At 64.9% G+C, this 13,305-nt stretch carries 10 protein-coding genes; 3 read left to right on the top strand and 7 right to left on the bottom strand.

Annotated features, from left to right (window positions below; all coding sequences use genetic code 11):
* Nucleotides 1-25 precede the first annotated feature (25 nt).
* On the top strand, nt 26-1,786 hold the full coding sequence (locus CA833_RS12115) for a fatty acyl-AMP ligase (RefSeq protein ID WP_207078171.1): 1,761 nt from the start codon (nt 26-28) through the stop codon (nt 1,784-1,786).
* Between the two features lie 131 nt (nt 1,787-1,917).
* Here CA833_RS12115 and CA833_RS12110 read toward each other — a convergent pair whose 3' ends face one another.
* The 5 genes from CA833_RS12110 to CA833_RS12090 all read right to left on the bottom strand — a co-directional run bounded on the left by CA833_RS12110 (nt 1,918) and on the right by CA833_RS12090 (nt 6,473).
* Nucleotides 1,918-3,213: an MFS transporter gene (locus CA833_RS12110; RefSeq protein WP_207078170.1), complete on the bottom strand. Its 1,296-nt coding sequence runs from the start codon at nt 3,211-3,213 to the stop codon at nt 1,918-1,920.
* Nucleotides 3,214-3,281: 68 nt separating this feature from the next.
* Complete coding sequence (locus tag CA833_RS12105) at nt 3,282-3,743, bottom strand: DUF2721 domain-containing protein (protein WP_242526065.1); 462 nt, start codon at nt 3,741-3,743, stop codon at nt 3,282-3,284.
* 3 nt (nt 3,744-3,746) lie between these two features.
* A complete protein-coding gene (locus CA833_RS12100) occupies nt 3,747-4,562 on the bottom strand; it encodes a class I mannose-6-phosphate isomerase (RefSeq protein ID WP_142634974.1) in 816 nt (271 codons plus the stop codon).
* Nucleotides 4,563-4,585: 23 nt separating this feature from the next.
* Nucleotides 4,586-5,632, bottom strand: a complete 1,047-nt coding sequence (locus tag CA833_RS12095; RefSeq protein ID WP_207078169.1) for a mannose-1-phosphate guanylyltransferase — start codon at nt 5,630-5,632, stop codon at nt 4,586-4,588.
* A gap of 76 nt (nt 5,633-5,708) precedes the next feature.
* Nucleotides 5,709-6,473 (bottom strand): TonB family protein, encoded by a 765-nt coding sequence (locus CA833_RS12090; RefSeq protein ID WP_207078168.1) that lies wholly within the window; start codon nt 6,471-6,473, stop codon nt 5,709-5,711.
* A 109-nt stretch (nt 6,474-6,582) separates the two neighbouring features.
* Here CA833_RS12090 and CA833_RS12085 point away from each other — a divergent pair, with 109 nt between their 5' ends.
* Together CA833_RS12085 and CA833_RS12080 are read left to right on the top strand one after the other, a co-directional pair.
* Entirely contained in the window at nt 6,583-6,741 is a 159-nt protein-coding gene (locus tag CA833_RS12085; RefSeq protein ID WP_207078167.1) for a hypothetical protein, read from the top strand.
* 394 nt (nt 6,742-7,135) lie between these two features.
* Nucleotides 7,136-9,829, top strand: coding sequence for a TonB-dependent siderophore receptor (locus CA833_RS12080; protein ID WP_207078166.1), 2,694 nt, complete (start codon nt 7,136-7,138; stop codon nt 9,827-9,829).
* 239 nt (nt 9,830-10,068) lie between these two features.
* Here the strand turns inward: CA833_RS12080 and CA833_RS12075 are convergent, their stop codons facing one another.
* Together CA833_RS12075 and CA833_RS12070 are read right to left on the bottom strand one after the other, a co-directional pair.
* Nucleotides 10,069-11,658 carry a class I adenylate-forming enzyme family protein gene (locus tag CA833_RS12075; protein ID WP_207078165.1) on the bottom strand — a complete coding sequence of 530 codons (1,590 nt, stop codon included), beginning with the start codon at nt 11,656-11,658 and terminating at the stop codon, nt 10,069-10,071.
* 129 nt (nt 11,659-11,787) lie between these two features.
* Complete coding sequence (locus CA833_RS12070) at nt 11,788-13,176, bottom strand: short-chain fatty acyl-CoA regulator family protein (RefSeq protein ID WP_207078164.1); 1,389 nt, start codon at nt 13,174-13,176, stop codon at nt 11,788-11,790.
* Between the last annotated feature and the right edge of the window lie 129 nt (nt 13,177-13,305).

The raw sequence follows: 13,305 nt of genomic DNA, 5'->3' as shown, positions 1-13,305 counted from the left end.
TATAACAACAACGGGTTATAACGAAATGACCGACACCATCAGCATGGTGCCGCAAGCGAGTGAAGCACTTGTCGCAACCCCCAACGGGGATGCGCTTGCCCGCCGTTTTGCCGACTTTGACACTTTCTGCGATGCCCTCGACTATGCAGCGACGGGCCAGCGCGGCTTCAATTTCCACGATCCGCGCGGCGTTCTGAAACGCGTCTATCCGTTCTCGGAACTGCGCGGGGACTCGATCAAGGTCGCCCATGCGCTGATCGCGCGCGGCGTGAAGCCGAATGACCGCATCGCCCTCATCGCCGAAACCGGCACCGATTTCGCAGCACTGTTCTGCGGCGTCGTCTATGCCGGCGCCTGGCCGGTCCCGCTGCCCCTGCCCACCAGCTTCGGCGGCAAGGACAACTACATCGAACAACTCGCGGTCCAGCTTTCCAGTTCGGACCCGGTACTGCTGGTCGGGCCGGATGAAATCGCCGAGATGACCGCGCAGGCCGCCGAGCGTCAGGGCTGCGACCACGCGACCTGGGCCGATTTCGCGGCCAAGGATGCGCCCGAAGTCGCCCTGCCCAAGGCGAGCCCGGACGACATCTGCTATCTGCAGTATTCCAGCGGCTCCACCCGCTTCCCCCACGGCGTCGCCGTCACCCACCGTTCGCTGATGTCGAACCTGGCTGCGCACAGCCACGGCATGGAACTGATCGACAGTGACCGCTGCATCTCGTGGCTGCCCTGGTACCACGACATGGGCCTGGTCGGCTGCTTCCTCTCGCTGATCGCCAACCAGGTCTCGGGTGATTACCTCAAGACCGAGGACTTCGCCCGCCGCCCGCTGGCGTGGCTGGACCTGATCACGCGTAACGAGGGCACCTCGATCTCGTATTCGCCGACCTTCGGCTATGACATCTGCGCGCGCCGCATCTCCAGCCAGAGCCATGTCGACGATCGCTTCGACCTGTCGCGCTGGCGCCTTGCCGGCAACGGCGCCGACATGATCCGCCCCGACGTGATGCAGAGCTTCGTCAACGCCTTCGCGCAGGCCGGCTTCAAGGCGACCGCTTTCCTGCCCAGCTACGGCCTGGCCGAAGCGACGCTGGCCGTCACCATCATGCCGCCCGGCGAAGGCATCCGCGTCGAACTGGTCGAGGAAGAACGCCTCTCCGGTACCCCGCGCGACCTCAGCCGTCCGGCCCGCTACCGCGCCATCGTCAACTGCGGCAAGCCCGTGCTCGACATGGAAGTGGTGATCCGCGGTGAAAACGGCGACAGCCTTTCCGACCACAAGATCGGCAAGGTCTGGTGCCGCGGCACCAGTGTCATGCACTCCTACTTCCGCGACCCCGAGGCGACCGAGGCCTGCATGGTCGATGGCTGGCTCGACACCGGCGACATGGGCTACATGGCCGATGGCTACCTGTTCATCGTCGGCCGCGCGAAGGACATGATCATCATCAACGGCAAGAACCACTGGCCCCAGGACATCGAATGGGCCGTGGAACAGCTGCCCGGCTTCAACCACGGCGACATCGCCGCCTTCTCGGTGGAAACCGACAATGGCGAGGAAGCCCCCGCCGTTCTGGTGCACTGCCGCGTCTCCGATCCGGCCAAGCGCATCGAACTGCGCGACCTGATCCGCGACAAGGTGCGCTCGATCACCGGCATGAACTGCGTGGTCGAACTGGTGCCGCCCAAGAGCCTGCCGCGCACCAGCTCGGGCAAGCTCAGCCGCGCCAAGGCGAAGAAGCTGTACCTTTCGGGCGAAATCGAGCCGTTCAAGCTCGCCGCCTGATTCTGTCAGGTTCCGACATTGCAAACGAGCCGGAAAGCTTTGCGCTTTCCGGCTCGTTTTCTTTTGACGAACAGAAGACCGGCAATGCAGCCCCTGCGGGCGAGCGCACACATTGGAGCGGGAGAACACACTTATGCGGGGTAGAGCGACGCCCCTCCGCTTTCTGCCCATTTCGGATAGGCAGGCAACCTCACCAGCAACACTCCGCTGATGATACAACCGGCAACCCCCGCCCACAGGAATGGCCCATATCCGCCGAACTTGTCGTAGACCACGCCGGCCAGCCACGGCCCCAACCCCGAGGCGAAGGCAACTATCGCCGCCATCACCCCATAGATGGCACCGAAATGCCGCATCCCGGCGTAACCGGCCGTGAGGAAGGCGCAGATCTGCATCTTGGTACCGGCCGCATAGCCGTTCACCAGCAGGCCGAAGATCACCGCCGCCGTCGAATCGATCCACCAGATCAGCACGATGAACGTCACCGCCGTAACGCCCATGGTCACGCCGCCAATCCAGTTCGGCTTGTAGCGATCCATCAGTGCGCCGGTGACCAGCTTGCCGACGATACCCGCAACGCCGGTCAAGGCTGTCAGCCATGCTGCGTTGGCGCGGGTGACGCCCGCTTCGGTGAGGATCGGGAAGAGGTGGATGCCAAGGCCGACAGTCAGCGCCATGACGAGGAAAGTCGACGCCGCCAGTTGCCAGATCGCCCGGCTGCGCAGCGCCGCGCGCGGGGTCAGACCTGGAAGGTGCAGAGCAACGTGCGCGGGCGCCGCTTCACCAGCCGCTTGTGCCGCGCTGCGGGCCCGGTCGCGAACGTCATAAAGGAACAATGCGCAGAGCAGCAGCGTCAGCCCGCCCCAGCCCAGGCCGAACCAGACAAAAGCCCCCCGCCATCCCGCATGCTCGATCAGGAAGTTGCCGAGCGGCGGCACAATGGCCTGCGCCACCGCCGTTCCGGCCACGGTCACACCAAGGGCGAGCCCCCTGCCCTCGTCGAACATCCCGGCGACGGCGGTGGTCCAGACGGTGGACTTGATCGTCGTGAGCAAGACCCCGAAGATCACCCAGAGCGCGATCCATTGCACCGGCGAACCGTTCGCCAGGGCGAATGAACTCATCGAGGCCATGACCAGCACGATCCCCGGCAGCGCCAGACGGCGCGATCCCACGCGGTCGATCAGCGCACCGTAGAACGGCGAAAGCAGCGCGGTGACGAGCGTCGCGATACCCGGCCCTGCGGAGAGCAGCGAGCGGTTCCAGCCAAATTCCTTGCCCAGTGGCTCGAAAAACAGCCCGGTGCCTGCCAGCAAGACCGAGAAGAACGAGAAGCCGACGGCCGAGGCCAGCACCAGTTTCCAGCCCCGTCGCCATTCCTCTCGCTGGCCGGTACGATCCGGCACGGCTCTACCCGGTGCATGCATCTGTTCTCTCCCTTGGGAGAGAGCCTAGGCGATGTGCGAAAAACGCCAATCGCCCTCACGATACCGGGCTAAATAGTCCGATGCAGTTCCAGATAATCGCGCGGTATGCTGAGGGCCTCCTTGGCCACTTGCGTCTCGCGCAGGAACAGCACCAGCGCCGCCAGCAGCAACACGATCGAGGCCAGGAAGATCAGCGCGGCAATGCCGTGCATGTCGAACCCGGCCAGCCCCTGCAGGAACAGCACCGCCACCGTCGTGCCGATGCACAGCGCCGAGAGCACCATGAGGCGGATGGCGTTGGTGATGATCTGGATGCGCTTGTCGACCAGCCGGATTTCCAGAACCACCATGTCGTGGGCGGGGCCTTCGGTCTCGTTATGACGTTCCTGGAGAGTACGGGCGCGGTCCACCACCCGGCCCAGGCGGGTCGAAAGGATGTTCAGGATATTGCCGATGGCGACCAGTACGAAGACCGGCGTCAAGGCCAATTGGATGGTCTGGACGATCGTCGAATCGCTGATGGTGAACACGGATCAGCCTTCGCAGGCCCGTGCCAGCAGGCAGACTCCGTTTTCGGCGAAAGTGACCTCGGCCAGCGATTGCGCAAGGGCGCAGCCACCCGGCGCGATGAGGTCGCCGCCGACCTTCACCGCTTGCTCGCGCGGGATAACCAGCAGTGCGCCGGGATAACGCGCGGCAATTTCCGCCGTGGGCGCACCCGCCACCTGATCGAGCAGGAACAGCGGACCATCGACCAGCACCTGCGTCGCGCCCGAAGGGATGCGCTTGTGCCAGCGCGCCAGATCGTAGACCTCGCCCTTCGACACCGCCATGCCCTCGTCCAGATGCAACTCGCGCGGGCGGCCGTAGTCGTAGAGACGATAGGTGATGTCGCTGTTCTGCTGCACTTCGATCAGACTGACACCCGCACCGATGGCGTGGACGGTATTGGCCGGGATGTAGAAGAAATCGCCCGGCTGGACTTCGTGCCATGTCATCAGCGCTTCGATACTGCCGTCCAGCGAGGCGGCGCGCATGGCCTCCTGCGCGATCGGCGCGTCGAAACCGATGCCGAGCGTGGCACCCGGCTCGGCGGCAACGATCAGCCAGCACTCCTCCTTGCCCTGCCTGCCGATGCCCTTGGCCAGTGTCTGCGCATCGCTGGGATGGACCTGCACGGACAGCTTTTCGCTGGTGAAGATGTATTTCACCAGCAGGTCGGGCAACGCAGCCGGCGGCTCGAACCACACCTCGCCAATACGCTCACCGGCGGGTGCGACGAAAGGCGCGGGCAGGACATCCTTGCCCCAGGGCTTCTCGACTTCGCGGATCGCGAGTGCGGCAGTCATTGCAAGATCCTCTATTGATGCCCTTATTGGTTAAGGGCCCCGTTCAGCTTTCCGACCTTCTGCACGCCTTCGGCCGTGGTGACCAGCACCTCGTTGCCGTCCACCACGACAATGACGTTGTCGAGCCCGATCACCGAGACGCGCGGCCCGTCGCTGTCGACCAGCACGTTACGGCAATCGACCAGTTCCGCCTCGCCGCTGCCGCGCACCGAATTGCCGCTCTCGTCGCGTTCGAGCGCATCGTGCAGCGCCTGCCAGTTGCCGATGTCGGACCAGTCCATGTCGGCCGGCACCATCGCCGCGCGGCTGGTGTTTTCCATCACCGCATAGTCCACCGAATCGCTCGGCACTGCGGCAAAAGTCGCCGCATCGGGGTGGAAGCGATGGCCATCGGCCACCCCCTTCTCGACCGCCTCGCGCACCTTGGCAGCAATTTCGGGGCGATGGGCAGAAAGCTCGGCCATGAAGTCGCCCACACGGAAGGCAAAGATGCCGCCGTTCCAGGCATAACCGCCATCGGCGAGAAAGGCCTTCGCCCGCTCAAGGTCCGGCTTCTCGACGAACTGGGCGGTGCGATAGCCGGGCGTGCCGGCGATGGCCTCGCCGCGCTTGAGATAGCCGAAGCCGGTCTCGGGCGCAGTCGCCTCAATGCCGAAGGACACCAGCCAGCCCTCGCTCGCCAGCGCCGCGGCAGCGCCGGCGGCCTCGGCAAAAACGTCGGGGCGGCCGATGTGGTGGTCGCTCGGGCAGACCAGCATCACCGCATCGTCCGGCAGGCGGCAGGCAGCCAGCGCAATGGCGGCGGCCGTGTTGCGCGCGGCCGGCTCGACGATCACCGTGGCGCCGGGGGCACCCGAAAGCTGCGCCTCGACGTGATCGAGATGCCTGGTCCCCGTCACCACCACCGGCGCCGAAAAACCAAGGTCCGCCGGGCAGCGTGCAAGGCTCGCCTCGAACAGCGTGGTATCACCAACCAGCGGCAGGAACGGCTTGGGCATGGCCGCACGGCTGCGCGGCCAGAGCCGCGTGCCACTGCCGCCACAGAGAATGACCGGGACTATCTGAGGCATGGAAGGCGAACGATCGCTGGAATGGGATTGCATGCGAATCGCCATAACCGCCCTTCAAGGCAATGCAACGGCGAGGTCATTCCTGTCCTGTGAGGAACCATCGCTGACGCCAGCCATAGTCGCCCTCGACGGGGTTGCCCGCCCCATCCCGCGCCGGGCGGAAACGGAAGCGTTCGACCGCGAGACGGCACGTGATGCGATCCGCCTCCGCATCGGGGCTCGGCTTCGCAACCCGGCAGGACTTCACCCTGCCATCGATGCCGACCCGGACGATAACAACCACCTCGTGCCCGAGCCGCAAGTCACGACTGGCGCGCGGATAATCTCGGGCGGAATTGATGTCCCCGGCAGTCTTGACCGGCTTGCTCGCACCGCCGCCTCCTCCGGTTCCCGCTCCGCTCGCTCCTGCCCCCAAACCCATGCCTTGGCCGGACGCTCCAGTTCCCGGGCCCATGTCGGCCGCTCCGGCGGCATTTTCCAGTCCGGTTCCGGCAACCGGCGGTGCCTCGGTGGGCTTCACCGCGAACGGCGCCTTGGGCACGGCGACGTCGCGCGGGGCGGCCTTGCGCCCGGGCGCACCGGCTGCGCCTTTCTCGCGCGGCATGGCAGGCTTGCGCCGCTGTTCAGGCGCTGGTTGTTCAGGCGTGGGCGGTACGGGCCTCGGCGGATCGAGCGGAACGTCGAAGGCAGTCGTGATCGAACCGACGATGGTCGCGGCGATCCTGGGCGTGAAAGCCTGCACCAGCGCCATAATCGCCAAGAGATGCAGCACGGCGACCAGCGCGACGACGCCCCACCTGGACCGGCGGGGAAGGCCAGGTTCAGCTCTCCCGATCACCATGCCCTGGTCAATCCGTCACCTGTGCCATTCGTTCCCGATGCCATGATCGGTGCGGCACTGACAAGTGCATCGGCCAGGGCCGGCAACCGGCTCTCTGCCTGCCGAGCTGATGTTCCGGCGCGACATGGCAAAGCGCTGCGCCGCGAACTCGACGAACCCGATCCCGACCACTCAGGCAACGCCCCCGGGAATTACCTATGACCGGACGGCACATCGTATTGCCTGGAAAGGAACAATGATGCCGCTCGAACAGACAATCGGCAAGTGACACCGCCAGACATGCGTCCCGGCCGCCACAGTCACCAAAAAGACGATCAAGGGCTTTCCTTCGAATAATTGCACAGCTTCGAGGCCGGATATATCCTGCAAGCCACGCGCAGGACTCATGGAACACAACAAGCAGCTTAGAAAAAGACACAAGATTGCGCGGATAAGGGAGTGGGCCAGAAGATGCCGGTCATCGGCACGCGGCTCTATTTGGGAGATCGGTAGCAAGGGAACGCGTGAACCGCAGCCCGGCCCGGTAAACGGCCGCCATGCGGCCGCCGTTCCCGGAATTTGTCGACAGTCGGACCGTCCTTGCCCGCGATCCCGGCATCAACCGGCCCGCGCGCCTTCTCGGATCCGACGTGAGAACAAGGTTTCCGGAGGAGAGGACAGACATGTTTGCAAGGATTTTCAAGACTTCGCTCATGCTCGGCGTCGGGTGCGCAGCCGTTTACGCGGCGCCCGCAATGGCCCAGGATGCCGCACCGTCGGCCCCGGAAAAGCCGCAGACCGGCAGGCGCGAAAGCCCGGTGGCCAATCCCGGCGACATCATCGTCACCGCCCGGCGCACTGAGGAACGCCTTCAGGATGTGCCGATCTCCATCACCGTGTTCAATCAAGAACAGCTGACCAACCGCAACGTGGTGAGCGCGGCAGACCTTGCCACCAGCACGCCGTCGCTTTCGGCCAACACCAATTTCGGCTCGCAGAACTCGTCCTTCGCGATCCGCGGCTTCGTGCAGGATCTGGGAACGGCGCCTTCGGTCGGCGTCTACTTCGCCGACGTGGTGGCCCCGCGCGGCGCCTCCAACGGCCTGCCTTCGGGTGACGGTGCCGGCCCCGGCGCCTATTTCGACCTTCAGAACGTGCAGGTGCTGAAAGGCCCGCAAGGCACGCTGTTCGGCCGCAACACCACCGGCGGCGCCGTGCTGCTGGTGCCGCAAAGGCCCACCGACCTGTTCGAGGGTTATGTGCTGGGATCGATCGGCAACTACGACATGCGCCGCGTTCAGGCCGTGCTCAACGTACCGCTGGCCGATACCTTCAAGGTCCGCCTCGGCGTCGATCGCATGAAGCGCGACGGCTACCTCCACAACACCAGCGGCGTCGGCCCCAAGGACTTCAACGACGTCGACTATCTCTCGGCGCGCCTCAGCGTGGTTGCCGAACTGACGCCCGATCTTGAGAACTACACGATCGCCACGTACTCGCGCTCGGACACGCACGGCGATGCGCAGAAGATGATTGCTGCCGACCCGGTCTACAACCTCGGCCGCTTCGCGGCTGAACAGCTCGATCCCGACAGTGCCAATTACCAGGGCTCGGGCTTCTACGACTTTGCGCAGGACCTGCCCAATGCGCGCTCGCTGCTCAATGTCTGGCAGATCATCAACACCACGACCTGGCGCGCCAGCGACACGCTGACGTTCAAGAATATCGTCAGCTACGGCGAGCTGAAAAACACCTTCAACAACCCGATCTTCGGCACCGCCTTCATGAGCCCGGCGATCGCCGCGATCGGCCTGCCCAGCTACCGCTTCGGCTTTGCCAGCAGCCAGCCATTGCCCGGCCACCGCACGGCCGACGAATCCACCTTCACCGAAGAGTTCCAGGTCCAGGGCCGGACCAGCGACGACAGGCTGAACTGGCAGATCGGCGGCTATCTGGAATCGGTCCGCCCGCTCGACGTGGTCGGATCGAAATCGCCGGTGATCCAGTCCTGCGCTGGCCCCGAAGCGGTGGCGGCCAGCCAGTGCTACGACATTCTGGGCTATCTGGCGGCGGTCACGCCGGTCTTCTTCGGCGGCGCCTTCGACCCGACCGAACATGCCGGCGCCATCAACACCACGGCCGGGCGCACCTCGTTCCATGACGTCGGCCTCTATGCGCAGGCGACCTACAAGATCTCCGACCAGTTCAAGGTCACGGGGGGCTTCCGCTACACCTGGGACCGCGAGCGCAACACCAGCGTCCAGACGACGACGATCACCGGCTATCCGCTGAGCTATCCGACCTTCCAGCCGATCCCGGCCGGGCCGCTCTTCACGTTCTGCACCTATCCCGACGCTGCCGTGCAGAACCCGAACGCAGTCAACGGCTGCCGCCGCGACCTGAAGCAGAAGTCCTCCGCCCCCACCTGGCTGATCGATTTCGATTATACGCCGACGGACGATATCCTCGTCTACGCCAAATACGCGCGCGGCTACCGTGCCGGCGGCATCGCCCCGAACGTGACTTCGGCTTTCGCAATCTTCGATCCGGAAAAAGTCGATGCCTTCGAGCTCGGCGCCAAGACAAGCTGGCACGGATCGATGCCGGGCAACTTCAACATTGCCAGCTTCTACAACAAGTTCAGCAACCAGCAGTTGCAACTGGGCTTCAACGCCAACCCTTGCCAGTCCACCGATCAGGACGGCAACTGCGTCGCCGCGACGGTCTCCCCCACGGCGGCGCCGGTCAACGCGGGCAAGTCGCGGATCTGGGGCATCGAGGTGGAAGGCTCGATCAGTCCGTTCGAGGGGCTGATGCTCCAGGTGGGCTACACCTACCTCAACACCAGGCTGACTTCGGTGAAGACTTTCGCACTCGAACCCGGCTCGCCCTACGTGCTTTCAGGCACCTACCTGGTCGGCGATCCACTGGCGCTGACGCCGAAGAACAAGGTGACGGTCTCGGGCAACTACACGCTGCCGCTCTCCGACAGTATCGGCAAGATCACCTTCGGGGCCACGTTCACGCATACCGACAGGATGCTCGCGAACACCGGCAACCGCTTTTACTACGGCTGCAACGGTACGGCAGGAGCCAACCTGCCCAGTTGCCAGGCAGGAGCGATCACCGATCCTGACACGGCGGCCTATATCCAGAGCCTGTCCTACCTGCAGCCGACGGACCTGCTGAATCTCAACGTCAGCTGGGAGAATATCGCCGGATTGCCCATCGACGCCGCGTTCTTTGCCACCAACGTGACCAAGGAAAAGTACTATTCCTACATCTCCGGCCTCGCCACCGGCACCGGCTTCCAGACCGCTGCCGTAGGCGCGCCGCGCATGTATGGGCTCAGCCTGAAGTACCGCTTCGGAAGCTGATCCGCCCAGCGGTTCCGCAGGGAGGACCGTCCGCCTTGCGGGCGGTCCTTTTTACGTTCAGGCGGCCGGCAAAAGCCTCGATGCTCGGCGGATCGACACGGCGAGTGATCGCCCAGCCGCCACGCTGGAACCGTCGCCGGCCGAATTGCGAATTTATTCTCGACTATTCGGTAAATCGACCAGCAAGGGCGATTGAGCGAACGTCGCCGCGGGTGATGACAGAGTTTGATGTTCGAAATTCAGTTTCGGCTGCCCGAGCCGCTAATGGACAAGGACTGTCCCCCCGCCAGGCGCTCCGCGACGATCCGCGCGATTTCGCGGCGGGCGACCTTGTTGGAATGCAGGAGCGGCACTTCGTCGCGGGTAAGCTCGACCCACGCGCGCGGCACTTTGTAAGACGAAAGACTGGCCTTCATCCGCGCCTCGATGGCAGGCAGGTCGAGCATCGCCCCGTCGCGCGGAACAAGTGCCGCCACCAGCAGCGCCCCCCGCTCACGATCCGGCAGGCCGACGACATAGGCGCTGTGCACGCCATCCAACGCTTGCAGTTCCATCTCCACCTCGGCGGGCGAGACGTTCGATCCGGACACCTTGATCATATCCCCGCTCCGGCCGACAAAATGGACGCGGCGCCCATCGGCACCGTCCTCGTCGCGCTCTTCGACAAGGCAAAGGTCGCCGGTGCGCAAATAGCCATCCGGCGTGTAATGCTCGGCCGGATCGATCTTGTGGAGAGCCGGGGCAACGGCAGCGCCACGCACCTGCATTTCCCCCACTTCGCCGTTGGCCACCGGCCGGCCGCGCTCATCCACGATGCGGATCTCGTACCCCGGAGCAAAGTGGTCCATCGGCGCGCAGACCGGACGGCCCGGCGCGCGGAAAACGTCCCCCCAACCGTAAGGCCCCAGGGTCTCGCTCATGCCGAGCCCCCACCAGGGCTGCGCGCCCCGGATCCTTTCGAGGTCTTCCTCGGCCAGTACCGATCCCATCGCGAAGCGGCTGTTGCTGAGTGTCCGCTCGCTGCAAACCGTGGTCGCGCCGCGCACCCAGCCGGGCAGCAGCGCCAGCATCAACCCGCCCACCCAGAACATCGGCAATGGCGCCGGGCGCTGCTGCCCCGCTTGCACACCCAGCATCCCTGCAAGCCAGTGACTGCGCGCCATCACCGCACCGTGAACATGACGCACGCCCTTGGGCAACGCCGTCGAGCCGGATGTGTAGATCTCGATCATCTGGTCCGTCGGATGCACTTCGGCTTCGACCTCGCGCAGGACTTGCGCGCCCGCATCGACTTGGGTGAGCCAGGCAATCGGCGCCACGGCAAGGGGCAAGTCTGCGCCGCTGGAGACGATCCAGCGCAAGTACGGCACACGCGGCAGACGCAATGCGCCCCAAAATTGACCATCCAGTTCCGGCAGCGCATCGACAAGCCGCGCCACAAGATCGTTGCCGAGAACAGCCCGTTGGACAATCAGTCCCTGCACATCGCTCTGGCGAAGTACGCGCACCAGCTCGCCGGCACGCAGCATCGTGCTGATCGGCACCGCAACCGCGCCGATGCGAGCGATGGCGGCCATCACCACGGCAAAACCGGGACCATTGCCGAAGATGAACCCGACACGCGTGCCCTTCCCGGCGCCCCGCGCCAGCAAACCGCGCGCGAGTTCTGCAGACCGGCGATCCAGTTCCCCGAACGTGGCGCTTTCGCTGCCCGTTTCCGTCTCCAGCGTGATCGCCAGCGCATCGCCATACACGGCAGCGGCGGAGCGGATCAGTTCGGGGAATGTCCGGGCTGAACCCGGCGCGCCGTCGCTGCCCAATGCCTTCACCCTTTTGCCCGAGCACGATCCTGAAGCCCCGATGCTGCGCCGAGCGCAGCATCCTCGCAAGCATGCGCAGCGTGCCATCGCCCGGACGAACTTGCCGCATGCGCGTTTGGAAATTCGAAACTGAGAATTTCAGCTTTCAGCAAACGTGTAAGGCTGAGCGGCGCGGCGATAGTCGTCAGCGAGCACGTCGCGCCCGATCGGCGGCACCGAACGGGCGGCGCAGTCGGCGCGCTGGCACAGGCGGCAGGTAACGCCGATCGGCGTGACGCTCGCTTCACCGCCCGCCGCATAGACAAGCTTGCCCGCCTCCTCCGCCGCGCAGGCCAGCGCCACGGCCCGCGTGACCTTCATCCGCCCATGCCGCCCCTCCCCCGAAACGACGGTGCGGGCGACCGAGAAAAAGCGCTGACCGTCCGGCAGTTCCAGCCACTGCGTATGCACCTCGCCCGGCCAGCGGAACACCTGATGCACCGACCACAAGGGGCAACCACCACCATGCGCGGCGAAAGGAAAACCCGCGCCGTCCAGCCGCTTCGAGACGTTGCCGGCCTCGTCCACGCGCAGGAAAAAGAACGGCACCCGCTCCTCCCCCGGACGGTGCAGGGTGGTGAGGCGATGGGCGACCTGCTCGAAGCTGGTGCCGAACAGTCCGCAGAGAGCCTCGACATCGTAGCGCCGTGCCTCCGCTGCGCGGGCGAACCTTGCATAAGGCATGAGGATCGCCGCTGCCGCATAGCCCGCCAGTGCCCGACGCACCAAGGTCGCCGTGGTGGTTTGTGCGAAGGCGGCCGCGCGCACCACCGCCACGATATCGCTGCGCATCGCCGTATGCGCGATGTGCGTGGCGATCTGGAATGCCCTGCTCGAAGCGCCAAGCGTATCGTCGATCAGAAGTTGCTGGTTATGCCGGTCGAACCGCCTCAGCGAATCGACCATGACGTCGGGCGGCAGGAAACGCACGCGCACGCCCTTGGCGGCAAGCCATGCCGTGGCGCCGCCGACCTGCTCGATTTCACCGGCCAGTTCTTCCGCCCGCACGTCGATGCCGTGGAAATAGTTGCGCGAAGCCCCAAGGAACCGCTGTGCCTCGCGCACCGGCTCGTTTTCCTCTGCGACCGGGCCAGACGCGCGCTGTTCGGCCAGGGCCTGGCTTTCGCGGGTATAGGCCCCATGAAGCCGCAGGAGCGCCTCGGAGATGCCCGGGAAGCTCATCGCCAGATCGGCCACTTCCAGCGAAGGCAAGTCGATGTCCGCAAACAAGGGATCACGCAGGATATCTGCAACGCGGCGGGCATAGTCTTCACCATCGTCCCCGGCGATGTCGGCGATATCCAGCCGATAGGTCCGCGCCAGCCGCAGCAGCATGTCCGCCGTGACCGGTCGCTGGTTGCGTTCCAGCAAGGCAACGTAGCTGGGCGAGATCTCCAGATCGTCCGCCATCGCCTGCTGTGTGAGCCCCAGTTCGCGGCGCAGGCGCCGCAAGCGTGGGCCCAGATAAAGAGGTCGTGTTTCCGCCATCGTCGGCACACTTTGTCACGACCACACATCTTTACAAGGAATATCTGTAAAGTTTTACAACCGGACTTCGGAGCACATTCCGGCACGAAAAACTTTCGACTACCTGCAGGTCATAGCCCAGCAACATTC

Source organism: Novosphingobium sp. KA1 (genome assembly GCF_017309955.1).
Lineage (GTDB): Bacteria > Pseudomonadota > Alphaproteobacteria > Sphingomonadales > Sphingomonadaceae > Novosphingobium.
This window is presented reverse-complemented; position numbering and strand designations above follow the sequence as displayed.

Coding starts and splice junctions, on each gene's coding strand:
- CA833_RS12115 (WP_207078171.1), top strand. CDS start 26: ATGACCGACACCATCAGCATGGTGCCGCAAGCGAGTGAAGCACTTGTC.
- CA833_RS12110 (WP_207078170.1), bottom strand. CDS start 3,213: ATGCATGCACCGGGTAGAGCCGTGCCGGATCGTACCGGCCAGCGAGAG.
- CA833_RS12100 (WP_142634974.1), bottom strand. CDS start 4,562: ATGACTGCCGCACTCGCGATCCGCGAAGTCGAGAAGCCCTGGGGCAAG.
- CA833_RS12095 (WP_207078169.1), bottom strand. CDS start 5,632: ATGCCTCAGATAGTCCCGGTCATTCTCTGTGGCGGCAGTGGCACGCGG.
- CA833_RS12090 (WP_207078168.1), bottom strand. CDS start 6,473: ATGGTGATCGGGAGAGCTGAACCTGGCCTTCCCCGCCGGTCCAGGTGG.
- CA833_RS12085 (WP_207078167.1), top strand. CDS start 6,583: ATGTTCCGGCGCGACATGGCAAAGCGCTGCGCCGCGAACTCGACGAAC.
- CA833_RS12080 (WP_207078166.1), top strand. CDS start 7,136: ATGTTTGCAAGGATTTTCAAGACTTCGCTCATGCTCGGCGTCGGGTGC.
- CA833_RS12070 (WP_207078164.1), bottom strand. CDS start 13,176: ATGGCGGAAACACGACCTCTTTATCTGGGCCCACGCTTGCGGCGCCTG.